Annotated in this window: 20 protein-coding genes, 1 other RNA gene and 1 pseudogene; 11 read left to right on the forward strand and 11 right to left on the reverse strand. The window is 62.8% G+C overall.

Features of this window, described 5'->3' with window-relative positions; genetic code table 11:
- Positions 1 to 16 precede the first annotated feature (16 nt).
- Complete coding sequence (locus H6X51_RS11785) at positions 17 to 667, reverse strand: CpsD/CapB family tyrosine-protein kinase (protein WP_185267685.1); 651 nt, start codon at positions 665 to 667, stop codon at positions 17 to 19.
- 1 nt (position 668) lies between these two features.
- Positions 669 to 1,487 carry a sugar transferase gene (locus H6X51_RS11790; protein ID WP_185267753.1) on the reverse strand — a complete coding sequence of 273 codons (819 nt, stop codon included), beginning with the start codon at positions 1,485 to 1,487 and terminating at the stop codon, positions 669 to 671.
- 481 nt (positions 1,488 to 1,968) lie between these two features.
- Here H6X51_RS11790 and H6X51_RS20090 point away from each other — a divergent pair.
- Positions 1,969 to 2,578 (forward strand): annotated as a pseudogene (locus tag H6X51_RS20090) (IS1595 family transposase); the annotation flags it as partial.
- Positions 2,579 to 2,584: 6 nt separating this feature from the next.
- On the opposite strand, the gene H6X51_RS11795 reads toward H6X51_RS20090, so the two are convergent.
- The 3 genes from H6X51_RS11795 to H6X51_RS11805 all read right to left on the reverse strand — a co-directional run bounded on the left by H6X51_RS11795 (position 2,585) and on the right by H6X51_RS11805 (position 5,845).
- Complete coding sequence (locus tag H6X51_RS11795) at positions 2,585 to 3,484, reverse strand: SdiA-regulated domain-containing protein (protein ID WP_185267686.1); 900 nt, start codon at positions 3,482 to 3,484, stop codon at positions 2,585 to 2,587.
- A 201-nt stretch (positions 3,485 to 3,685) separates the two neighbouring features.
- Positions 3,686 to 4,354, reverse strand: a complete 669-nt coding sequence (locus H6X51_RS11800; RefSeq protein ID WP_185267754.1) for a fumarylacetoacetate hydrolase family protein — start codon at positions 4,352 to 4,354, stop codon at positions 3,686 to 3,688.
- A gap of 96 nt (positions 4,355 to 4,450) precedes the next feature.
- Complete coding sequence (locus H6X51_RS11805; RefSeq protein WP_185267687.1) at positions 4,451 to 5,845, reverse strand: FAD-binding oxidoreductase; 1,395 nt, start codon at positions 5,843 to 5,845, stop codon at positions 4,451 to 4,453.
- 172 nt (positions 5,846 to 6,017) lie between these two features.
- Here H6X51_RS11805 and serA point away from each other — a divergent pair, with 172 nt between their 5' ends.
- The 5 genes from serA to zigA all read left to right on the forward strand — a co-directional run bounded on the left by serA (position 6,018) and on the right by zigA (position 11,650).
- Positions 6,018 to 7,247: a phosphoglycerate dehydrogenase gene (gene serA / locus H6X51_RS11810; protein WP_185267688.1), complete on the forward strand. Its 1,230-nt coding sequence runs from the start codon at positions 6,018 to 6,020 to the stop codon at positions 7,245 to 7,247.
- A 232-nt stretch (positions 7,248 to 7,479) separates the two neighbouring features.
- Entirely contained in the window at positions 7,480 to 8,085 is a 606-nt protein-coding gene (locus H6X51_RS11815) for an outer membrane beta-barrel protein (protein ID WP_185267689.1), read from the forward strand.
- Positions 8,086 to 8,190: 105 nt separating this feature from the next.
- Positions 8,191 to 8,868: a response regulator gene (locus tag H6X51_RS11820; protein WP_185267690.1), complete on the forward strand. Its 678-nt coding sequence runs from the start codon at positions 8,191 to 8,193 to the stop codon at positions 8,866 to 8,868.
- Entirely contained in the window at positions 8,865 to 10,226 is a 1,362-nt protein-coding gene (locus tag H6X51_RS11825) for an ATP-binding protein (protein WP_185267691.1), read from the forward strand. The genes H6X51_RS11820 and H6X51_RS11825 overlap by 4 nt, the downstream gene beginning before the upstream one ends.
- 218 nt (positions 10,227 to 10,444) lie before the next feature.
- Complete coding sequence (gene zigA, locus H6X51_RS11830) at positions 10,445 to 11,650, forward strand: zinc metallochaperone GTPase ZigA (RefSeq protein WP_185267692.1); 1,206 nt, start codon at positions 10,445 to 10,447, stop codon at positions 11,648 to 11,650.
- 23 nt (positions 11,651 to 11,673) lie between these two features.
- On the opposite strand, the gene rpiA is transcribed toward zigA, so the two are convergent.
- A complete protein-coding gene (rpiA, locus tag H6X51_RS11835) occupies positions 11,674 to 12,354 on the reverse strand; it encodes a ribose-5-phosphate isomerase RpiA (RefSeq protein ID WP_185267693.1) in 681 nt (226 codons plus the stop codon).
- A 127-nt stretch (positions 12,355 to 12,481) separates the two neighbouring features.
- Between rpiA and ilvA the strand changes: the two genes are divergently transcribed.
- Entirely contained in the window at positions 12,482 to 14,002 is a 1,521-nt protein-coding gene (gene ilvA, locus H6X51_RS11840; RefSeq protein ID WP_185267694.1) for a threonine ammonia-lyase, biosynthetic, read from the forward strand.
- Position 14,003: 1 nt separating this feature from the next.
- Here the strand turns inward: ilvA and H6X51_RS11845 are convergent, their stop codons facing one another.
- From H6X51_RS11845 to H6X51_RS11865, 5 genes are all read right to left on the reverse strand, one after another.
- Positions 14,004 to 15,857 carry a diguanylate cyclase gene (locus H6X51_RS11845; RefSeq protein WP_185267695.1) on the reverse strand — a complete coding sequence of 618 codons (1,854 nt, stop codon included), beginning with the start codon at positions 15,855 to 15,857 and terminating at the stop codon, positions 14,004 to 14,006.
- Positions 15,858 to 16,222: 365 nt separating this feature from the next.
- Entirely contained in the window at positions 16,223 to 16,819 is a 597-nt protein-coding gene (locus tag H6X51_RS11850) for a 5-formyltetrahydrofolate cyclo-ligase (protein ID WP_185267696.1), read from the reverse strand.
- A gap of 4 nt (positions 16,820 to 16,823) precedes the next feature.
- Positions 16,824 to 17,002: non-coding RNA, 6S RNA (gene ssrS, locus H6X51_RS11855), on the reverse strand.
- A gap of 49 nt (positions 17,003 to 17,051) precedes the next feature.
- On the reverse strand, positions 17,052 to 17,354 hold the full coding sequence (locus H6X51_RS11860; protein WP_185267697.1) for a cell division protein ZapA: 303 nt from the start codon (positions 17,352 to 17,354) through the stop codon (positions 17,052 to 17,054).
- The gene (locus H6X51_RS11865) at positions 17,351 to 17,560 is read right to left on the reverse strand and encodes a TIGR02449 family protein (RefSeq protein ID WP_185267755.1); all 210 of its coding nucleotides are present in this window, start codon (positions 17,558 to 17,560) and stop codon (positions 17,351 to 17,353) included. The genes H6X51_RS11860 and H6X51_RS11865 overlap by 4 nt, the downstream gene beginning before the upstream one ends.
- 165 nt (positions 17,561 to 17,725) lie before the next feature.
- Here H6X51_RS11865 and H6X51_RS11870 point away from each other — a divergent pair, with 165 nt between their 5' ends.
- Genes H6X51_RS11870 through H6X51_RS11885 form a run of 4 tightly spaced genes read left to right on the forward strand, consistent with a single transcriptional unit; the run spans position 17,726 to position 22,107 of the window.
- Positions 17,726 to 18,298 carry a UPF0149 family protein gene (locus H6X51_RS11870; RefSeq protein ID WP_185267698.1) on the forward strand — a complete coding sequence of 191 codons (573 nt, stop codon included), beginning with the start codon at positions 17,726 to 17,728 and terminating at the stop codon, positions 18,296 to 18,298.
- Between the two features lie 10 nt (positions 18,299 to 18,308).
- The gene (gene pepP / locus H6X51_RS11875; protein WP_185267699.1) at positions 18,309 to 19,649 is read left to right on the forward strand and encodes a Xaa-Pro aminopeptidase; all 1,341 of its coding nucleotides are present in this window, start codon (positions 18,309 to 18,311) and stop codon (positions 19,647 to 19,649) included.
- On the forward strand, positions 19,646 to 20,839 hold the full coding sequence (gene ubiH, locus H6X51_RS11880; protein ID WP_328795666.1) for a 2-octaprenyl-6-methoxyphenyl hydroxylase: 1,194 nt from the start codon (positions 19,646 to 19,648) through the stop codon (positions 20,837 to 20,839). The genes pepP and ubiH overlap by 4 nt, the downstream gene beginning before the upstream one ends.
- Positions 20,840 to 20,862: 23 nt before the next feature.
- Entirely contained in the window at positions 20,863 to 22,107 is a 1,245-nt protein-coding gene (locus H6X51_RS11885; protein ID WP_185267757.1) for an FAD-dependent monooxygenase, read from the forward strand.
- The last annotated feature ends 257 nt before the right edge of the window (positions 22,108 to 22,364 follow it).

The raw sequence follows: 22,364 nt of genomic DNA on the forward strand, positions 1-22,364 counted from the left end.
CGGTGTCTCCCGGTGCTCAGAGCAGGTCGTAGAGCCATTTCGGCATGTAGTAGCGGCGGGCGTTGAGTACGCTGCCAATCACCTTGGCACCAGCCTGGTTCAGCCGCTGAACGGCGGCCTGAGCGACCTCCCAACGCGTATCTTCAGCGCGGACCACCAGAACAACACCATCAACCACTGCACTCAACGCCAACGTATCCATGCTGTTGTCAGCATAAATGGCGCTGCCGTCGATGATTATGAAACGATAGACTTCGGTGAGGCGGGCCAGGGTCTGATGCAGTGTGTCCGGAGCCAGTCGCTGAGTATGGCGTTGATGGTCACCCAAAGGCATGATGTCAAACAGCTGATCTGGGCTGTTGATAATGCAGGATTCTAGTGTGGGTGGCGGGTCTGCCAGCGTCAGTTCGAGAAACCCAGGGTGCTGCTTGCTTTCCAGCTGGGAGGTGAGGCTGTTTTTTGACAGGCAGGCATCGACCAGCAAGACCTTGCCGCGACAGCTACTGGCCAGCTCGCTGGCCAGTACCATGGCGCTGCTGCTCACGCCAGCTCCGCTGTTGGGGGAGGTGACCAGCAGTGTTTTCAATTCTTGATCCAGCACGGTCGTTGCCAGATTGGTTTCGCTGGGGGATTGCAGCTTGATCTTGGGCGTGGAAGTGGGGTTCATATCAACTGGCTCCTTGGCCACTGATGATCTTGAACGGGGTCTTGAGCAGGATCTTCAGATCCAGCCATGGGCCCTGTTTGTTGATGTAGGCCATATCCAGGGTGACACGACCGTCGAAGTCGACATCACTGCGTCCGGATACCTGCCACAGGCCAGTGATACCTGGATGGATACTCAATCTGCCCAGGTGGTGTTCCTTGTAGGTTTTAGCCTGGAAAGAGGTCGGCCGGGGGCCGACCAGGCGCATGTGCCCGGCAACGACGTTGAACAGGTTGGGTAACTCATCCAGGCTGCTCTTGCGCAGCAGGCGGCCCAGCCGGGTGACGCGAGGATCTCTGTCGATCTTGAAGTCGACTGAGTTCGGGCCGTGTTTGTTCAGGTGCTGCACGGAGCTTTTGAGCTGCTCTGCATTGGTCACCATGGTTCGGAATTTGATCATGGGGAAGCGTCGCCCACGATAACCGGTGCGCTGCTGTATGAAGAACACAGGCCCACGACTGGTTGTCTTGATGGCGATAGCGATGGCCAGCAACAGAGGGGCAATGGCCAGCAGGATGAACAGCGCCAGGGTGGCAGAGGTCATACGCTTGGTTCGTGAGAGTGTCCAGGGGGTCCCGCCGTCGCGGCCTGTAATCCAGCCATGCTGCTGCATGGCAGTGGACTTTTCCACCAGTTGTCGGAACGAGTTGTCCCTGCGATCAAGCTTTGGTGTGTCCTGCGCCTCGGTGGTTGATATCCATCGCTGGTTATCCGAGGGGGCGGGCTGTGGCGACGCTTTTCTACGTGTTGCAAAATCCGTTTCTGCACTTTCCAGTTCCATCTGCGTCACTCCAACCGAATACTGAACAAGTTGATGGTCATCCCTGAGCTGCACTGCGATAAATGCTGCCTACTGATTGGCCTTGATGGTTTTCCTGCGAGGCAGGATGAATGGCGTCTTGTGGCCATCTTATTGCCGCTATGCGCGATATTCTGATCTGTTTATTGACGCGTATCAAGTGTTGGTGATGTTAATTTGACGTTCGCATGGGTGGTTTGCCTGTAGTAAGGAGGGTAAGGCCTTGATAGGTAAGGACCATGCAGTCAGTGCATGGCTTAAAAACCGGCTATGTCCTAGTTCTGAGTTGTACGACTAAACTGTGAGTAGGCATCTTTTGAAGAGGCCTGCTTATGGATGCCCGGGCGTTCCAGTACTGGCTGATCCAACTGAGTTTGCTCAGCGTCCAGAAAAAACCATCCTCCAGGGCTCTCTGCATGATCCGCCCCAGTGGAAGGCAGCTTGCCGGACCTGAAAGCCGGCCCCCCATTATGCGGCGGTAGCCGCACAGCTGGTCCGCGGGGTTGGAGTCGGGTGTTGCGCCGCTTTTGCTGCCGCGCCTGTCGGCGTACGTGTAATGCTTTGACCGCCACTGGATTGGCGCACTTATGCAAAGCAGATTGCTGGCAAGACTATGCCCAAGCCTTGATTGATGGTTTTATTGTTCGTCAGGCCGCCAAACGATGCGGTATCAGCAAGAACACGGCATTTCTCTGGTGACATCGCTTTCTGACGCCAGCGGCCACGCATCGCGATACGCGTGAAACCGGTCTTGTCGAGGCTGATGAGAGCTTCTTTCTGAAGTCATTCAAAGGTCAACGAGAGATACCAGGTGCGCCCCGCAAGCGCGGTGCTGTGAGCAAGACACGGGGGTAGATCAGATCCCCGTTCTGGTGGTTCGTGATCATGAAGGGCATATCGCTGACTTTCAGTTGGAGAAACTCGACGGCGTGCATGTGAGCGCTGCGCTAAAGCCGCTGGTGGATAAGGCGGCGGTACTTTGCGCTGATGGTGCGGCGGTCTATGCGGCGTTTGCCCGGCGCAGCAAGCGGAAAGCAGGGGTGTGGTATGAGGTGGACGAGGCGCGGCGGGGCGGTGCGTTACTCTTTCGCTGGAATGAAGCGGTAGAACAGGTTCGGCTCGCTGACCACATACACCCGCCGCTGACTGTCGATGGCCAGGCCCTCGGCCTGGGGGATGGTGCGGCGCAGCCCACTCATGCCGCGCCACAGTCCCAGCAGGCTCAGTGGCGTGCCGTCGGCGCCGTACTCCACGACCATGTGCGACTGATCGCTGAGCAGCAGCAGGTGCCGGGTCTGGCTGTCCAGGGTGAGGGAGGACAGGTCACGCATGAACAGGCGGTCTGGCGACAGGGTCGGTTCCAGGCTGATGCTGATCGCCGAGGCACCGCTGTCCTGGTTGGCGAAGCCGGTGACCACCAGGGCCTGCAGCGGGTCGCGCTCCTTGACCACCAGCAGGCGCTGGTGCTGTTCATCCCAGGACAGGCCTTCCAGGCTCTTGTTGTCGTCGCCGCCGAGATCGATGGTCAGGCTCGGTGCGCCGCTGACATCCAGCTCGACCGCGTCCGGCGCAATCTCGATCTGCAGCAGCCGGTGCCGGTGTTCCTCGGCGATCACGTAGCGATTGCCGCCGATATGGGTGAGCCCTTCCATGTCAGAGACACCCTCGACCCAGATGCGTCGCAGTAGCTGGCCGTCCAGGCTCAGCTCGACGATCAGTGGCTCGCCATTGAGCAGGCCGAACAGGGTATCGCTGTCGCTGTTGTAGGTCAGTGCGGACAGGTCATCGTCCAGTTCGGGGATCGGCAGGGCTTCGATATCCACCCGGTAGCGGCCCAGGTTGAAGGCCTGTGCGGGCATGGGCTGGCGATTCAGCTTCCAGTTCTGCCACAGCAGAACGTCCAGGTGCAGGTAATGCAGGGTTCCCCCGGCGACCAGCAGCAACAGCACCAGGGCTGCCGGCAGCAGATAACGCTTCAAATGACGCTCTCCTTGTTTCTGAGCATGAATAGGGGAAGCACCGTCATCCTCGGCGAAGACCGAGGATCCATCGTTCCGGCCAGCTCTAGTGTGGCCGGTGGATCCTTCGCCTCGGCTTTGGCTTCCTGCGTCGCCCTACCTCCTGCATCCATGCAGTCGTTCGCGAAGGGCGACGTATGGCAGCGGAGATGGAAGCGGCGCTCAGGCGAGTACCTGCGTGGTTTGCTGCAATACACCGGGAATGGTCAGCTGCAGCTGGTCACCGGGGTTCAACACGCCGACGCCGGCCGGGGTTCCGGTGATCACCACATCACCCGGCAGCAGGCTGAAGACCCCGGCGATATGCTGCAGCAGGGCGATGATCGGGGTGATCATGTCGGCGCTGTTGCCATCCTGGCGCAACTCGCCGTTGATTCTCAGCTGCAGTGGGATGTCATTCAGCGCCGGCGCCTGCTCGGGACGAACGAAGCGCGATAGCGGGCAGGCCGCGTCGAAGGCCTTGGCGCGTTCCCAGGGATGGCCCTTGGTCTTGAGCTGTTCCTGCAGTTCGCGCAGGGTCAGGTCCAATGCCAGGCCGATACCGGTGATGGCGGCGGCGGCTTCCGCAGCGCTGACGATACCTGATAGCGGCGCGCCGATCAGCAGCGCGATCTCCGTTTCGTAATGCACCGCACCGCGTCCGCCGGGCAGGCGGAACCCTCCGGCCAGCGGTACCACCGCGGTGGCCGGCTTGATGAACAGCAGGGGTTCGCTGGGTACCGGGTTGTTCAACTCGCGGGCATGTTCGGCGTAGTTGCGCCCTACGCAGACCACTTTGCCCATGGGCAGGTCGATCGGTGTGCCGTCAGTGTAGTGGTGCTGGTAGGTCATGGTTGCCTCGCAGGTAGAGTCAGTCAAAGCCTGGCGTCGTCCTGCAAACGCCATCGCGGCGAGGCGCCGCTCCTACAGCGCCACGCAGGCTTGCATTCAGGCCGGGAAAATCTTGCCCGGGTTCATGATGCCGTTGGGGTCGAATACCGCCTTGACCGCTTTCATCACGGCGATTTCCTCGGCGCTGCGGCTGTAGCCCAGGTAGTCGCGCTTGGTCATGCCCACGCCGTGCTCGGCGGAGATCGAGCCGTTGTAGCGCTGGACGATATCGAATACCCACTGGTTGACGCTGCCACACTTGGCGAAGAATTCTTCCTTGGGCATGGCGTCGGGCTTGAGGATGTTCAGGTGCAGGTTGCCGTCGCCGATATGACCGAACCAGACGATCTCGAAGTCTGGGTAATGTTCGCCGACGATGGCGTCGATATCCCGCAGGAACGCCGGTACCTGGCTGATGGTGACCGAAATGTCGTTCTTGTACGGGGTCCAGTGGGAAATGGTCTCGGAGATGAACTCGCGCAGCTTCCACAGGTTCTGCAATTGCTGTTCGCTCTGGCTCATCACACCGTCCAGAACCCAGCCCTGTTCCACGCAGTGCTCGAAGGTTTCCAGCGCCTGGTTGGCGATATCCTCGCTGACCGCCTCGAATTCCAGCAGGGCATAGAACGGGCAGTCGGTGTCGAAGGGGGCGGGCACGTCGCCGCGCGCCATGATCTTGGCCATGGCCTTGTCGGAGAAGAATTCGAAGGCGGTCAGGTCGAGTTTGCCCTGGAAGGCATGCAGTACCGGCATGATGGAATCGAAGTCCGGGGTGCCCAGTACCATGGCAGTGAGGTTCTTCGGTGCGCGTTCCAGGCGCATGGTCGCCTCGACCACGAAGCCCAGGGTGCCCTCAGCGCCGATGAACAGCTGGCGCAGGTCGTAGCCGGTGGCGTTCTTCACCAGGCCCTTGTTCAGCTCCAGCAACTCGCCGCTGCCGGTGACCACCTTGAGGCCGGCGACCCAGTTGCGGGTCATGCCATAACGGATGACCTTGATGCCGCCGGCGTTGGTGCCGATATTGCCGCCGATCTGGCTGGAGCCGGCGGAGGCGAAGTCCACCGGGTAATACAGTCTCTGTTCCTCGGCATACTGCTGCAGCTGGGCGGTGACCACGCCCGGTTGGCAGGTCACTGTGCGGTCGTAGGGGTTGAAGTCGAGAATCCGGTTCATGTAATCGAACGACACCACTATCTCGCCATTGGCCGCCACCGCTGCGGCGGACAGCCCGGTGCGCCCGCCCGAGGGCGTCAGCGCCAGCTTGTGCTGGTTGGCGAAGCGCACCACCGCCTGCACCTGCTCGATGCTCTTGGGAAACACGATGGCCAGCGGAGCCGGCTCGAACTGCTTGGTCCAGTCCCGTCCCCAGGTGCTCAATGACTCGCTGTCGGTCCGCACCTTGTCGGCGTCAACCAGCGTTTTCAGGGTTTCGATTATGGCTTCTGGGGTCATGGCGGCTCTCAAACAAAATTCATGCGATGCCTGCACAGATTTCATGCTGCTCCGGGCATCTGAAAAAGGGAGATTATGCTAGCATATGCGGCTTCCGAAACAGGTCTCCGACTGAGAAAACGCCGAAATACCTGACGGACCATCATACATCAGCATTACGGGTAACTGACACATGGCTAAAACCTCGCTGGACAAAAGCAAGATCAAGTTTCTGCTCCTCGAGGGTGTGCACCAGACTGCCGTCGACACGCTTACGGCAGCCGGTTACACCAATATCGATTATCACACCGGCTCCCTTCCCGAAGACCAGCTCAAGGAAGCGATTGCCGATGCCCATTTCATCGGCGTGCGCTCCCGTACGCAGCTGACCGCGGATGTCCTGGCGCACGCGCACAAGCTGGTGGCCATCGGTTGCTTCTGTATCGGTACCAATCAGGTGGACCTGGAAACGGCACGGGAAATGGGTGTTGCCGTGTTCAACGCACCCTATTCCAACACCCGCTCGGTAGCTGAACTGGTATTGGCCGAAGCCATCCTGCTGCTGCGTGGCATTCCCGAGAAGAACGCCGTTGCCCATCGTGGCGGCTGGCTGAAGAGCGCCACCAACTCCTTCGAGATCCGCGGCAAGAAGCTGGGCATCATCGGCTACGGCTCGATCGGCACCCAGCTGTCGGTGCTGGCGGAAAACCTCGGTATGCAGGTGTACTTCTATGATGTGGTGACCAAACTGCCACTGGGCAATGCGCAGCAGATCGGTTCGCTGACCGAGTTGCTGGGCATGGCCGACATCGTCACCCTGCACGTGCCGGAGACCGCTGCGACCAAGTGGATGATCGGCGAGAAGGAAATCCGCGCCATGAAGCCGGGCAGCATCCTGATCAACGCGGCGCGTGGCACCGTGGTGGATATCGACGCGCTGGCCGCTGCGCTGCGCGACAAGCACCTGAACGGTGCGGCGATCGACGTGTTCCCGGTCGAGCCGCGCTCCAACAATGACGAGTTCGTCTCGCCGCTGCGCGAGTTCGACAACTGCCTGCTGACCCCGCACATCGGCGGCTCGACCATGGAAGCACAGGCCAACATCGGCCTGGAAGTGGCCGAGAAGCTGGTGCGCTACAGCGACAACGGTACCTCCATCACTTCGGTCAACTTCCCCGAGGTGGCACTGCCGTCGCACCCCGGCAAGCATCGTCTGCTGCACATCCACCAGAACATCCCGGGTGTGATGAGCGAGATCAACCAGGTGTTCGCCAGCAACGGCATCAACATCTCCGGTCAGTATCTGCAGACCAACGAGAAGGTCGGCTATGTGGTGATCGACGTCGATGCCGCCTATTCCGACCTGGCATTGAAGAAGCTGAACGAGGTCAACGGTACCATCCGCTGCCGCGTACTGTTCTGATATACCGGCGTGGCGGGCCCGCTCCCGCCACGCCATCACCGGGTCGTCGAGCGCCTGCTCGACGACAGTTCCCTTCAGTCATGCCGCCAGGCATAGCGCTCGCCAGCCCAGCAGTCGAGCCGGCCCATGTCGTTTTTTCCTTTCGTTCAGCCAAGGTTCAGCACGGGTTCAGGTCGTGTTCAGCCGCTGTTTGGCATGCTGTGTCCCGTTGTTCATCAAGGAGACGCAAGCAATGAAAACCACTCTGAAACTACTCGCCGTCGGTACCAGCCTGGCCTTCGCCAGCCTGCCGGCGCTGGCCCAGGACAGCTTCGTCGGCCTGACCTGGGGCGAAACCAGCAACAATGTCGATCGCTCCAGCGCGCTGAAAGGCAGCCCGGAGACCCGTCGTCTGGACGATACCATCAACAATTCGGGCACCTGGGGTGTACGTGGTGGTGTGCAGGATGACACTGGACGCATGTACGTGACCTATGAGTATGTGTCCGATACCTACTCCAACCGCTACAAGATGCGTCAGCAGAACCTGCTCGGCAGCTATGACCTGTTCCTGCCGGTGGCGGAGAATGTCAATCTGTTCGGTGGGGTTACAGCGGGACTGGTCAAGCTGGAACAGGATTCCCCCGGCTACCATCGCGACAGCGACCTGGGTGTTGCCGCTGGCCTGCAGGCCGGTGCGCTGCTGAGCCTGAGCCCCAACGCCTCGGTAGAGGCCGGCTATCGCTACCTGCGCACCACTGCCGATGCCGACCTGAACGCGCGGGATCGTAGCGTCGGCGGCTCATTCGACCTGAAAAGCTCGGACCAGGCCTATCTCGGTTTAAACTACCACTTCTGATGTCCGGCGCGTATGAACCCGCCCGGCCCGTGCCGGGCGGGTTTGTCTGCGTTGCTTTCGCAAAAAAGGCCCGCGATGGCGGAGCCTGCTGTATCGGAGGGTGGCATGAAGCTGCTGTTGGTCGAAGACGAGGCGTTGTTACGCCACCATCTGTCCACGCGTTTCGGCGAGGCCGGGCACGTCGTCGATGCGGTGGACAGTGCTGAGGAAGGCCTGTTCCAGGCCCAGCACTTCAATCATGACATCGCCATCATCGACCTCGGGCTGCCCGGCATGGGTGGCCTGGACCTGATCCGGCAACTGCGCAGCATGGGGCGGGCCTTTCCGATCCTGATCCTCACCGCCCGTGGTAACTGGCAGGACAAGGTCGAGGGGCTGACGTCCGGCGCCGACGACTATGTGGTCAAGCCGTTCCAGTTCGAGGAACTGGAGGCGCGGCTCAATGCACTGGTGCGCCGTTCCTCGGGCTTTGTCCAGGCGCAGATCCGTACCGGTGAGCTGGTGCTGGACCTGAATCGCAAGCAGGCCAGTGTGGCCGGCCAGCCGGTACCGCTGACCGCCTTCGAATACCGGATTCTCGAATACCTGATGCGTCATCACCAACAGGTGGTGGCCAAGGAACGGCTGATCGAACAGCTGTATCCCGACGACGAGGAGCGTGACCCGAATGTCATCGAGGTGCTGGTCGGGCGGCTACGGCGCAAGCTGGAAGCCGCCGGCGAGCCGCAACTGATCGATACCGTGCGGGGCCAGGGCTACCTGTTCACCGGGCACTGCCAATGATTCGCTCTCTGCGTTCGCGACTGGTATTCAGTATCGCCGGCTTCGTCATGCTGTTCATGCTGGCCCTGCTGCCAGCGCTGCAGAGCGTATTCGACCAGGCCATGGAACAGATCATCCAGCAGCGCCTGGCTGCTGATGCCTCCACGCTGGTCAGTGCCGCCCGGGTGGTCGATGGCCAGCTGCGCATGCCCGAACTGATGCCGGACGAGGAATTCAACCTGCCGGAGGCCAAGCTGCTGGGCTATGTGCATGACCGCGAAGGCAACCTGATCTGGCACTCGCGCTCCACCGAGGACGAGCAACTGAACTACATGCCGCATTTCAGCGGCGGACGTATCGACTTCCTGCGTATTCGTGACCTGAACCAGAAGGAGTACTACGTCTACGACGTGGAGGTGCATCTGGCCGGGGACGACGAGCTGCCTCTGAGTTTCGTCACCATGCTGCCGAGCAGCGAGTTCGCACCCTTGCAGCAGGACTTCCGCTACAAGCTGCGCCTGTGGCTGGGGGGCGGCCTGCTGTTGCTGTTGCTGCTGCTGTGGCTGGGGCTGACCTGGAGCCTGCATTCGCTCAAGGGGGTGCGCCGCGAACTCAGCGAGATCGAGGCCGGCGTCCGCGACTCGCTGAGCGATCTGCACCCCAGTGAACTGGCCCGGCTGACCCGGTCGCTGAACCGCCTGCTCGACAGCGAGCGGTTGCAGCGCTCGCGCTATCGCGACTCGCTGGCCGACCTGGCGCACAGCCTCAAGACCCCGTTGGCGGTGCTGCAGACCGTGGCGGAGAATATCCGCCAGCAGCCGCGGCAACACGAGCAGTCGCGGGTATTGCAGGACCAGATTGAGCGCATGAGCCAGCAGATCGACTACCAGCTGCAGCGCGCCAGCCTGCGCCGCAGTGGTCTGGTGCAGCACCGCGCCGAGCTGGCGCCGCTGGTGACCAGGCTGGGCGAGGCGCTGAGCAAGGTCCATCGGGACAAGTCCATTCACCTGGAATGCGATATCGAAAGGGGGCTGAGCGTACCGATGGAGGAGGGCGCCTTGCTCGAGTTACTCGGCAACCTGCTGGAGAATGCCTATCGGTTGTGCATCTCGCGCATCCGCGTGAGCGCCACAGCAGCGGCCGGGGTGTGCGACCTGCTGGTCGAGGATGACGGACCGGGCGTACCGGAAAGCCAGCGCCAGCGCATCATCGGCCGCGGTGAGCGGCTCGATACCACCCACCCGGGGCAGGGCATCGGCCTGTCGGTAGTCAGGGACATCATCGAAAGCTACGGCGGCGAGCTGAGCCTGACCGATTCGCCGCTGGGCGGGGCGGCTTTTCATATTCGCCTGAAGAGCGAGGGGCGGCACATCGGTTGAGTCGCTGAGCGCTACCGTCCGGATACCAGCCCCTCTGGCTTCACATCTTCGGTTCATCGGCAATATGGACATTATTTCGATAAGGTTATAATATAGCATTATCGCATGGCGGTGGATTCGCCGATCCGTCGATTCCTCCTGTACATCCAGGATGCCGCCTGCACCAGCTTGCACATGCTGGGACCGAAGATAACTTCCAAAACTTTTCGAGCGTCCTGATGAATACTGAAACCCAGTCCCCCACACTTCCGGTTACCGTTCTGTCCGGCTTCCTCGGTGCCGGCAAGACCACCTTGCTCAACCACATCCTCAACAACCGCGAGGGGCGCCGGGTGGCGGTCATCGTCAATGACATGTCGGAGGTCAATATTGACGCCGACCTTGTACGCGGTGGTGGCGCTGACCTGTCGCGTACCGACGAGAAGCTGGTGGAGATGAGCAACGGCTGCATCTGCTGCACCCTGCGCGAAGATCTGCTGATCGAGGTCGACCGGTTGGCCCGCGAAGGGCGCTTCGACCAGTTGGTCATCGAGTCCACCGGGATCTCCGAGCCGCTGCCGGTGGCCGAGACCTTCACCTTCGAGGGTGAGGATGGCCGCAGCCTGAACGATCTGGCACAGCTCGACACCATGGTCACCGTGGTCGATGCCTTCAACTTCCTGCGTGACTACAGCTCGCGTGACAGCCTACAGTCACGCGGCGAGTCTCTCGGCGAGGAGGACGAGCGCAGCGTGGTCGACCTGCTGATCGAGCAGGTCGAGTTCTGCGACGTGATAGTGCTGAATAAGGTCGACCTGATCACCGATGCGCAGCGCGAGCAATTGATGGCGATCCTTCGTGGCCTCAATCCGCGGGCACGCATCGAAATCGCCGAATTTGGCAAGGTACCGCTGGAACGGGTGCTGGATACCGGCCTGTTCGATTTCGATGAGGCTTCCCAGGCGCCGGGCTGGCTGCAGGAGCTGCGCGGCACGCACACCCCCGAGACCGAAGAGTATGGCATTCACAGCTTCGTCTACCGGGCCCGCCGGCCGTTCCACCCCCAGCGCTTTTTCGAGCTGGTCGAGAGCGAATGGCCGGGAGTGGTGCGTTCCAAGGGCTATTTCTGGCTGGCCAGTCATCCGCAGTTGGCCGGCTCCTGGTCGCAGGCCGGCGCCGTGGCCCGTCATGGCGTGGCCGGCTACTGGTGGGCCGCGGTGCCCGACGAACAATGGCCGCAGGACCCGGAATCGGTGGCCTTCATCCGCGCCAAGTGGGATGAGCAGGTGGGTGATGCCCGCCAGGAGCTGGTGCTGATCGGCATGGACATGGACGAGGCCGAGCTGCGCGCGCGGCTCGACGCCTGCCTGTTGGACGACGCGGAAATGGCTCAGGGGCCGGAGGTCTGGAGCACCTGGGGTAATCCGTTTTCCGGCTGGGAATGATGGCCTGATACTGAGCGCTGGCGTCAGCCGGCGCCACGCTCCATGCGTTGTACACCGGTCGTCGTGCCGAGCAGCAGGATATCCGCCGGCCGGGCGGCGAACAGGCCATTGCAGACCACGCCGACGATGGCGTTGAGCTGCTCCTCCAGGCCACGCGGATCATGGATCTGCATATTGTGCACATCGAGGATCACGTTGCCGTTATCGGTGACCACGCCTTCGCGGTACACCGGATCGCCGCCGAGCTTGACGATCTGCCGGGCTACATGGCTGCGGGCCATGGGGATCACTTCCACTGGCAGCGGAAACTCGCCCAGGGTGGCTACCAGCTTGCTTTCATCGGCAATGCAGATGAAGGTGCGGGCTACCGCGGCCACGATCTTTTCCCGGGTCAGGGCCGCACCACCGCCCTTGATTAGCTCCAGGTGGCGGTTGGTCTCGTCCGCACCGTCCACGTAGAAATCCAGGTTGGCCACGCTGTTCAGATCGTAGACCGGAATGCCGTGCTGCTTGAGGCGCTGGGCGGTGGCCTCGGAGCTGGCTACCGCACCATCGAACCTGCCCTTGTGCCGGGCCAGGGCATCGATGAAGCAATTGGCGGTCGAGCCGGTGCCGACCCCGATGACGCTCTGGTCCTCCAGCTGGGGCAGCAGAATGTCCACTGCTGCCTGGCCAACGGCGCGCTTGAGTTCGTCCTGGGTCATGCCGGTTACCTCTGTGCGTTTGATAAAGTGCCGATTATAAGGCCACGCCCCTGCTACGTGTAGTCGCGGCGTGCCCGATTCGTTTAGACTGGCTGCTTTGTCTTTTCACCTGCAAGCCGAAACCCCGATGCCTACCCTGGAAAGCTACGTAAAGAAGATCCTCTGCTCCCCCGTATACGACGTGGCGGTCGAGACTCCCATCCACCGCGCCGCCTTTCTCTCCGAGCGCCTGGGCAACAGCGTGCTGCTCAAGCGCGAGGATCTGCAGCCGGTGTTCTCCTTCAAGATCCGCGGCGCCTACAACAAGCTGGCCAAGCTGACCGATGAGCAGCGTGCCTGCGGCGTGATTGCCGCCTCGGCGGGTAACCATGCCCAGGGCCTGGCGTTCGCCGCCCGGCACATGGGCGTCAAGGCGACCATCGTGATGCCGCGGACCACGCCGGAGATCAAGGTCAAGGCGGTGCGCGCACGTGGTGGCAAGGTGGTGCTGCACGGCGATGCCTTCGATGAGGCGCTGGCCTACGCGCAGAAGCAGGTCGAGGAAAAGGGCCTGGTATTCATCCATCCCTATGATGATCCCGAGACCATCGCCGGCCAGGGCACGGTGGCCATGGAAATCCTGCGCCAGCATCAGGGCCAGCTGGATGCGATCTTCGTCCCGGTCGGTGGCGGCGGGCTGATCGCCGGTATCGCCGCCTACGTGAAGTACCTGCGCCCGGAGATCAAGGTCATCGGCGTCGAACCGCAGGATTCCAACTGTCTGCAGGCCGCCCTGCAGCGCGGTCGGCGTGTGACCCTGGCGCAGGTAGGGCAGTTCGCCGACGGGGTGGCGGTAGCGCAGATCGGCAAGTACACCTTCGATATCTGCAAGCAGTATGTCGATGAGGTGATCACCGTTTCCTCCGATGAGATGTGCGCGGCGATCAAGGATATCTATGACGATACCCGCTCGATCTGCGAGCCGGCCGGTTGCCTGGGCGTGGCCGGGATCAAGAAGTACGTCGAGCGCGAGGGTTGCACCGGCCAGGTGCTGGTCGCCATCGACTCGGGCGCCAACATCAACTTCGACCGCCTGCGTCATGTCGCCGAGCGCGCCGAGATCGGTGAGCAGCGCGAGGCACTGCTGGCGGTGACCATTCCGGAGCGTCCGGGCAGCTTCAAGGCGTTCTGCCAGGCCATCGGCAAGCGCGCCATCACCGAGTTCAACTACCGCTATCATGATGCCCAGCAGGCGCATATCTTCGTCGGTGTGCAGACCCATCCGGAGAACGATCCCCGGGAGGCACTGGTGGCCGGGTTGATCGAGAAGGAATTTCCGGTTCTCGACCTGACCGACAACGAGCTGGCCAAGCTGCATATCCGGCACATGGTCGGAGGGCACTCGGTGCAGGTGGAGGACGAGGTGGTGTACCGCTTCGAGTTCCCCGAACGCCCCGGGGCGTTGTTCAACTTCCTCAACAAGCTGGGGGGGCGCTGGAACATATCCATGTTCCATTACCGCAATCATGGTGCCGACTATGGTCGGGTGGTGGTCGGGTTGCAGGTGCCCGAAGCCGAGCGCGGCAAGGTGCCGGCGGCACTGGATGAAATCGGCTATCCCTATTGGGACGAGACCGACAACCCCGCCTATCAGCTGTACCTGGGTTGAGTCAGCTGACCAGCTCGGCGCTGGCGCTGCAGTTGCGCCCAGCGGCCTTGGCCTGGTAGAGCGCGCGGTCCGCGGCGCCGAGCAACCCTTCGGGTTGCCGGTCGGCACCGGGTATGGTGCAGGCGACACCGATACTGACGGTCATGCGGTTGGTGGGGGTTGCCGCATGCTGGATGTTCATCTCCCGTACCGCCTCGTGGATCAGTTCCGCCACCTTGCGGCACTGCTGCAGATCGGCGCCGGGCAGCAATAGCGCGAACTCCTCGCCGCCATAGCGGCACACCCGCTCGCCCTCGCGGCCAACATGCAGTTGCAGGGCGTGGCCCAGCTGGCGCAGGGCGTCGTCGCCAGCCTGATGGCCGAGGCTGTCGTTGTAGTGCTTGAAATAATCCACATCGACCATCAGCAGCCCAAGGGGCAGCTGTTGGCGTTGCAGTCGGCGCCATTCCGACACCAGCGCCGTATCGAAGTGACGCCGGTTGAACAGCCCGGTCAGGCCGTCGAGCTGGGTCAGCCGTTCCAGCTGTGCGGTGGCCTCCAGTTGCTGGCGGTTGTTGCGGCCGACGCAGATCAGGTAGTCACGCCCCAGCCGGTTCATGTGCCTTACGCTAATCTCCAGCGGAATGAGACGCCCGGTGCGGGTGCGTACCTGGCGTTGGTAGATGGCACTGTCGCTGTGGATCACCAGTTGCTGCAATGCCTGCAGCCACTTCTTGGCACCGGGCATGACATCCTCCGGACTGATGGCGATGATCTCGCGCAGTTGCTCGCCGCTGTAGCCGATGCTGGTCCAGCAGGTACGGTTCATGTAGACGATTTCCAGCGGGTCGAGGCTGAGTATGAACAGGGCATCGTGGCTGTAGTCGGTCATGTCGAGGATCAGCCGCAGGCGGGACTGGCTGGTTTGCAGCACCTCCTCGGTCTGCTGGCGGCGGGCGATCTCGCTCTGCAGTGCGCGGTTGCTGTCCTGCAGTGCGCGCAGCCGGTGCAGGTCGAGCAGTGCCAGCCACAGTGCGTAGCACAATAGCAGGCTGGCCAGCAGACCGCTGACCAGGGTGGTCATCGGCACTGCGGTGCTGTGGCGTTGCTGCAGTTCCCGGCTGGGGTAGGTGTGGAGAATGAAGTTGTTGTTGTCACCCAGCTGGACGCGGGTCTGCACCTGGTTGGGGGAGTCCAGGGTGTCGGCGCGTTTGCGCTGGAAGATCGGCTGCGAGCCATCGCTGATCATCAGGCTCATGTGTTCCACCGGCAGCCGGCGCAGCAGGCTGTCGATCAGCTGTTCGACCCGGAAGATGGCGATAAGATGACCGTCGAACTGGCGGCCCGCCTCGGTCTGCCGGTAGAGCGGCACGTAGTAGGCAAGCCCGCGCCCGCCCTGCACCAGCTCGAAGTGACTGCTGAGAATCGGCCGGCCCTGCTCCCGCGAGCGGGCCACGAAGGGTATGTTCGGGTGGTCGGCAGGGTAGCGGAAATCGATGGCCTGCTCGTTACCGGCCAGGGGGCGGATCCAGCGCAGCTGATGGCTGGTATCCAGCCATTCGATGGCCTGCAGGTTGTCGAAGTCGTGCAGCAGGCGGTCCGCGTCCCGGTACCACAGGGTGCGCTGCTGATGGTACTGCTCCCAGCGCTGGGCGAAGCGCTGCAGCGCGTTGCTCTGATAGGTGAAGTGGGTTTCTATCTGGCGCGCCAGTATCTGTGTTTCCTGTTGCAGCAGCTTCTCGCTCTGCTGCTGCTCGGCAATCACCAGCGTGCGCCACACCCAGATCGTCCCGGTTGCCAGGCAGGCGAACAGGGCCACCACCAGCAGGGCATTGATCGCCTGGTTCGAAGGGTGATTGTATGACGGCGCATCCATGGGGTGGCTTGAACATCCTGTCAGTGACGGTGGGCTGGGTACAGTATATGCACGGATCGCGCAGGCTGCCGCCTCGTTGGCCGGGCACCGGCGTGTTGGAATTAGAGGGGACTTGACGGCGAGTCAGGGATGCGTTATACGGTGTCGCTCGATACGTTGGAATGGATAGTCTCGACATGCAGTAGATGCCCGTGTCGCGGGTGCTCTGACGGAACAGCCAGGTGTAGGCCAGTATTGGAGGGCAGTAATGCGTCGTAAGCCGGATTTGATATGGATTCTCGTGCTTGTATTCACCTTGGGTGTGGTGACCACGGGGTATACCCAGAGTTACTTCGACCGCACCACAGACCCTTCCGCAGTCATGCCTAGCGCAGCAGAATGACCTGCTGATCGCTGACGATGCCATCCAGCGGAATGTCCCAGGCGGCAGTCGGCAACTGCTCCACGCGCTGGCATTCATGGGCCAATCCTAGTAGCTGCGGCCCGGCCCAGCCCTGGCGGCGCTGACGGAAGGCGAAGGTTCGATCGTAGAAGCCGCCACCCATGCCGAGGCGGTTGCCGGCGCGATCGAAGCCAACCAGCGGCATCAGTACCAGTTGCAACCGCCAGGGCCGGGCCTGCAGGCCTCGGTTGAGCAGCGGCTCGCGGATGCCGAACCGGTTGCGCACCCAGCGCTGGTTGGGTAACAGGCGTTGAAAGTGCATGCGATTGGCCGGCCAGCCGGTGATCACCGGCAGGTAGCAATGCTTACCCAGGCGCTGGGCATGTCGCAGCAGTGCAGCGGGATCGATTTCCCCATCATTGGCCAGGTAGAAGGCGATATGTCGGCTGCGGCGGAACAGCGGATGCTGCGCCAGTTGCCGTAATAGACGTTGGCTGGCCTGGTGTTGCTGCTGGGGTGTCAGGGCGCGGCGGGCGCTGCGAAGCTGACGGCGCAGGGCGGAACGCTCGGCGCCATTCATTGATGAGGTCCCCGGAATGCCGCTGTCGGGTTAGCCCTTGAACCCGAAAGTTCAAGGTGGGGGACACGGTACCATCTCAGGCTTTCCGGCATGCGGACATGCACACTGACAGCAACGCGTGGCCTCCTTCTACAGGAGTATCGGCTCAGGGACGTCTCCGACTGGCTAACACCCCAGGGATGTGACCGAGTATACAGAATACTCATGGCAACTTCACGCCCGCCAATCGACTCTACTCCCGGCTGCGTGCCAGCGCCTGGTCCAACCGGTCCACCAGATCGCTGATCTGTTGCTGCTGGTCGCCCAGGACCTGGGACTGCTTGCGGTTGCCGGTGAGCATCTCGTGGCTGATATTGAGCGCAGCCATGACCGCGATGCGCTCCAGCCCGACGACCTTGCCACGGTTGCGGATATCGCGCATGGTCGCGTCCAGGTGGCGCGCTGCCTCTTCCAGGTTGTAGCGTTCTTCCGGCGGGCAGGCGACCTGGTATTCCTTGTCGAGGATACGCAGGGTGACGGTCAGGGGTTGGCTCATGAATCGTGCTCCAGGGATTTCAGACGCAATATCATGGCTTCGACCTTCTGACGGGCCAAATCGTTCTTCTCGATCAGCTGCAATCGTTCTTCACGCCAGGAACGCTCCTGGGCCAGGAGTTGGCGGTTGTGTTGGTGCAGCTGGTCACAGATCTCGATCAGCTGGTCTACTTTTGCAATCAGGGTATTGATCTCGGGGTCTTCCATCGGCGCCATTCTATCATCCCGCTGTGGGCCAACTATAGAGCTGCCCGCCAGGGTGGTCAAACCCCGCTGCAGGTTGTTCAGCACAGTCCCGGGTCTGTAGGATATAGGCTTGCCTGCAACAGATTCCGTTGCCATCGCCCATTTCCTCCGCGAGACCACAAGATCATGGCTCTGATACCCGCCGCCTTCGACTATGACCGCTTCGACCAGATGTTCGCCGAACAGGGAGCCGCCGGCTTCCCCGCCGAACTGCATGGCCATCTGGTTGGCCGGCTGAGTGCCGGCAGCCGCCTGGATCACGGCGCCTGGCTGGAGGTGGCACGCGAGGTCATTGACGGCCGCGGCAGCCTGCCCGAGGCGGCGCGGGTCCAACTGATCCAGCTGTACGATGCAACCCTGGCGCAATTGACCGGTAGCGGTTTCGAACTCAGTCTACTGCTGCCGGACGATGATGCGGCCATAGAACGCCGTGCCCTGGCCCTGGGCCAGTGGTGTGAAGGTTTTCTCGGCGGCTTTGGCCTGGTCGGGCGTGAAGGCGGGCTGAGCGATGAGGGTGATAGCGTGCTCGCCGACTTTGCCGCCATTGCCCAGGTGCAGACCGATCTGGAAGAATCCGAGGCCAACGAGGTCGATTTCATGGAGGTCATGGAATACGTCCGCATGGCGGTATTGATGCTGTTCAGCGAATGCCAGCCGGCGGACCGCCCGCAGGACCAACCGCCCGCCTCACTGCATTGAGAGAGAACCCATGCACATCAGCAAGCAGGAATACGCCCGTCGCCGCAAGGCCCTGATGAACCAGATGGAACCCGGCAGTATCGCCATACTGCCGGCGGCACCGGTGCATATCCGCAACCGCGACGTGGAACACGTATACCGTCAGGACAGCGACTTCCAGTACCTGACCGGCTTCCCCGAGCCGGAGGCGGTGGCGGTGCTGATCCCCGGTCGCGAGCATGGTGAATACGTGCTGTTCTGCCGGGAAAAGGACCCGGAGCGCGAGCTGTGGGATGGCTACCGCGCCGGCCAGGAAGGTGCGGTGGCAAGCTATGGTGCCGATGATGCCTTTCCCATCAGCGATATCGACGACATCCTGCCGGGCCTGATCGAAGGGCGCGAGCGGGTCTACTATGCGATGGGCGCGAACCAGGAGTTCGACATGCGCCTGACCAGTTGGATCCATACCATCCGCAGCAAGGCGCGGATGGGCGCTGAGCCGCCGAAGGAATTCGTCGCCCTGGATCACCTGCTGCACGACATGCGCCTGTACAAGAGCGCGGCGGAAGTACGCGTCATGCAGGCCGCCGGCGACATTTCCGCCGAAGCCCACGTGCGCGCCATGCAGGCGTGCCGGCCGGGGATGTACGAATACCAGCTCGAGGCCGAGTTGCAATACACCTTCATGCGCCATGGCAGCCGCTCCCCGGCCTACAGTTCGATCGTCGCCGCCGGGCGCAACGCCTGCATCCTGCATTACACCGAGAACACCAGCCAGATTCGCGATGGCGACCTGGTGCTGATCGATGCCGGTTGCGAGCTGGACTGCTATGCCAGTGATATTACCCGCACCTTTCCGGCCAATGGCCGCTTCACCGCCGAGCAGCGCGCCATCTATGACATAGTGCTGCAGGCGCAGGCGGCTGCATTCGATGTCATCGGTCCGGGCCGTGACTGGAACGAAGCCCATGATGCCACCGTGCGGGTGATCACCGCCGGCCTGCTCGAACTGGGACTGCTGCGCGGCGAACTGGAGGAGTTGGTCGTCAGCGGCGCCTATCGACCCTTCTACATGCACCGTGCCGGCCACTGGCTGGGTATGGATGTGCACGATGTCGGCGAATACCGGGTCGGCGGCGAGTGGCGGGTGCTGGAGCCGGGCATGGTGATGACCGTCGAGCCGGGCATCTACATCGCCGCGGACAACCAGGATGTGCCGGCCAAGTGGCGCGGTATCGGTATTCGCATCGAGGATGATGTGCTGGTGACCCGCGAGGGGCACGAGATACTCACCGGCAAGGTGCCACGTGAAGCCGATGAGATCGAGGCGCTGATGGCGCGGGCTCGCGCCGCGGCGGACCTGCCGGCGTGAGCTTCAGCCTGAATATCGTCGGTGGTGGCATGGTCGGTGCCAGTCTGGCGTTGGGATTGCAGGCCTGCGCCCGGCAGGCGGGCTGGAAAATCCGCCTGATCGAGGCCCAGCCGCCGGTCAAGGGTGGCTGGCAGCCCAGTTATGACAACCGGTCCACGGCGCTGTCGCATGGCAGCCGGCGGCTGTTCGAACGCCTGGGCATCTGGACCGAGCTGGCCCGGCGCGCCGAGCCGATCCGTCAGATCCATGTGTCCGACCGCGGCCATCCCGGCTCGGCACGCATGCATGCCGCCGCCGAAGGGGTGCCGGCGCTGGGCTATATCGTCGAGAACGCCTGGCTCGGCGAGGTATTGCTCGGCTCGCTGGACCATCAGGCCATCGAATGGCTGGCGCCGGCACGGGTCGCGCATGCGCGGCCGCAACCGGGCGGCTATGTGCTGGACCTGCAGACCCCCGACGGCCCCCGGCAGCTGGACTCGGACCTGCTGGTGATCGCCGATGGTGGTCGCTCCGGGCTGCTCGACCAGCTGGGTATCCACCGCAAGGTCAACCCTTATCAACAGGTGGCCGTGATCGCCAACATCACCAGCGCCAACGGCCATGCCGGCGTTGCCTACGAACGCTTCACCGAGACCGGACCGCTGGCCCTGCTGCCGCTGTCTGGGCAGCGCAGTGCGCTGGTCTGGACGCTGTCGGTGGATGTCGCCGAGGCGGTAGCCGCGCTGCCGGACGATGCGTTCCTGCAGCGTTTGCAGGAGGCCTTCGGCTTTCGCATGGGTGCGCTGACCAAGGTCGGAGAGCGCGCCAGTTATCCGCTGAACCTGATCGAGGCCGAGGAGCAGGTCCGCTCGCACCTGGTGGTGCTGGGCAACGCCGCGCACAGCCTGCATCCGATCGCCGGCCAGGGCTTCAACCTGTCGCTGCGCGATGCCATGGCGCTGGTCGACAGCCTGCTCCAGGCCCAGCGCGAGCAACGCGACCCCGGTTCGCTGGCGGTCTTGCAGGGCTATGTCGACGGGCAGTTCGGCGATCAGGCGAGCACCGTCGCCTTCAGCCATTACCTGACCCAGCTATTCAGCAATCGCAACGTTGCGCTGGTGGCTGGCCGCAATGCCGGGCTGCTGGCGCTGGATCTGCTGCCGCCGCTCAAGAGCCGGCTGGCCCGGCAGGGCATGGGGCTGCGCGGATGAACAGTCAATCTCCGGGAGGCGCCATGGCGCAGCAGTTCGATCTGATCGTTGTCGGGGCCGGCATGGTGGGTGCCACGCTGGCACGGGCGCTGGCCGACACCTCGCTGCGTATTGCGGTGCTGGATGCGCTGCCGCTGGACCAAGCCCTGACCGCCCGGGCCACCGACTCGGGCTATGATCCGCGGGTCAGTGCACTGAGCGCCGCCTCGGAGAATATCCTGGCCAACCTGGATGCCTGGACGCGCATCGATCCGGCGTTTCGCAGCCCCTACCGCCATATGTGCGTGTGGGACGGCGAGGGCACCGGCGAGATCCGCTTCGACGCCGGCATGCTGGGCGAGAACCGGCTCGGCCATATCGTCGAGAACTGGCGGGTGCAGCAGGCGGTACTGGACAGCCTGGCGAGCACCCCGGTGACCCTGCTGGGTGGCCAGCGGGTCACCGAGCTGATCCAGCAGCCGACCGGCTGGTGCCTGCAACTGGCCAGTGGCGAGGCGCTCCAGGCGCCGCTGGTGGTGGCCGCCGATGGTGCCCGCTCACGGTTGCGCGAACTGGCCGGCTTCGCCATGCGCGAGTGGGACTACCTGCACCATGCTCTGGTGACCACAGTGCGCACCGAGCGGCCCCATGCCGAGACCGCCTGGCAATCCTTCCTGCCCAGCGGGCCGCTGGCATTCCTGCCACTCAATGCCCGGGACGGCGGACATTATTGCTCGATCGTCTGGTCGCTGCTGCCGGAGCAGGCGCAGCGGATCATGGCACTGGATGATGCAGAATTCCGGCGGGCGCTGGAAGCGGCCATCGAAGGGCGGCTGGGGCGCATCCTGCATGCCGACCAGCGCCATTGCATCCCGCTGCGCCAGCGGCATGCCCAGCGTTACGTGATGCCGGGCCTGGCGTTGATCGGTGATGCCGCGCACAGCATCCATCCGCTGGCCGGGCAGGGCGTCAATCTCGGCCTGCTGGATGTGGCGGAGCTGTCGGCAGTGTTGCATGCGGCCCTGCAGCGCGGCGAGGAGATCGCCAGCCTGCCGGTGCTGCAGCGCTACGAGCGCCGCCGCATGGGCGCCAACCTGTCGATGATGGCGGCGATGGAAGGCTTCGAACGGCTGTTCCATGCCGATGCCCTGCCGCTGCGCTGGTTGCGCAACAGCGGCATGCAATGGCTGAACGGCCAGGGCCTGCTCAAGGCGAGCATAGTGCGCCGGGCCATGGGACTGGGCGGCAGCCTGCCGGCGCTGGCCCAAGCGGCGGAAAACGTCACGTAATTCGCTGCATGTTCCGAGTTTCCTTTGCGCCGGGAGCAGCCTACCTGCGACACGCCGTGAATACATCCCTGTAGGCTCGTTGATGCCATCCCTGGCATCAAACGGTCGCAGGTAGGCTGCTCCCGGCGCAAAGGTGCAAGTATTGGTGTGGCTGAGGGTTTGAAACCATCAGCAGCATGGAAGGTTCCGGAGCAGGTTGGCCGGCAGGGTTGTGCCGACCATCGGTTGCCAGGGATGGCAACCGCGAGCCCCCAGGG

Origin of the sequence: Halopseudomonas xiamenensis (assembly GCF_014219065.1) — a bacterium.
Classification (GTDB): Bacteria; Pseudomonadota; Gammaproteobacteria; order Pseudomonadales; family Pseudomonadaceae; genus Halopseudomonas; species Halopseudomonas xiamenensis.

Coding starts and splice junctions, on each gene's coding strand:
- serA (WP_185267688.1), top strand. CDS start 6,018: ATGGCTAAAACCTCGCTGGACAAAAGCAAGATCAAGTTTCTGCTCCTC.
- H6X51_RS11850 (WP_185267696.1), bottom strand. CDS start 16,819: ATGAATGGCGCCGAGCGTTCCGCCCTGCGCCGTCAGCTTCGCAGCGCC.
- H6X51_RS11845 (WP_185267695.1), bottom strand. CDS start 15,857: ATGGATGCGCCGTCATACAATCACCCTTCGAACCAGGCGATCAATGCC.
- H6X51_RS11815 (WP_185267689.1), top strand. CDS start 7,480: ATGAAAACCACTCTGAAACTACTCGCCGTCGGTACCAGCCTGGCCTTC.
- H6X51_RS11825 (WP_185267691.1), top strand. CDS start 8,865: ATGATTCGCTCTCTGCGTTCGCGACTGGTATTCAGTATCGCCGGCTTC.
- zigA (WP_185267692.1), top strand. CDS start 10,445: ATGAATACTGAAACCCAGTCCCCCACACTTCCGGTTACCGTTCTGTCC.
- H6X51_RS11800 (WP_185267754.1), bottom strand. CDS start 4,354: ATGACCTACCAGCACCACTACACTGACGGCACACCGATCGACCTGCCC.
- H6X51_RS11865 (WP_185267755.1), bottom strand. CDS start 17,560: ATGGAAGACCCCGAGATCAATACCCTGATTGCAAAAGTAGACCAGCTG.
- H6X51_RS11805 (WP_185267687.1), bottom strand. CDS start 5,845: ATGACCCCAGAAGCCATAATCGAAACCCTGAAAACGCTGGTTGACGCC.
- H6X51_RS11860 (WP_185267697.1), bottom strand. CDS start 17,354: ATGAGCCAACCCCTGACCGTCACCCTGCGTATCCTCGACAAGGAATAC.
- pepP (WP_185267699.1), top strand. CDS start 18,309: ATGCACATCAGCAAGCAGGAATACGCCCGTCGCCGCAAGGCCCTGATG.
- H6X51_RS11885 (WP_185267757.1), top strand. CDS start 20,863: ATGGCGCAGCAGTTCGATCTGATCGTTGTCGGGGCCGGCATGGTGGGT.
- ilvA (WP_185267694.1), top strand. CDS start 12,482: ATGCCTACCCTGGAAAGCTACGTAAAGAAGATCCTCTGCTCCCCCGTA.
- H6X51_RS11785 (WP_185267685.1), bottom strand. CDS start 667: ATGAACCCCACTTCCACGCCCAAGATCAAGCTGCAATCCCCCAGCGAA.
- H6X51_RS11870 (WP_185267698.1), top strand. CDS start 17,726: ATGGCTCTGATACCCGCCGCCTTCGACTATGACCGCTTCGACCAGATG.
- rpiA (WP_185267693.1), bottom strand. CDS start 12,354: ATGACCCAGGACGAACTCAAGCGCGCCGTTGGCCAGGCAGCAGTGGAC.
- H6X51_RS11820 (WP_185267690.1), top strand. CDS start 8,191: ATGAAGCTGCTGTTGGTCGAAGACGAGGCGTTGTTACGCCACCATCTG.
- H6X51_RS11790 (WP_185267753.1), bottom strand. CDS start 1,487: ATGGAACTGGAAAGTGCAGAAACGGATTTTGCAACACGTAGAAAAGCG.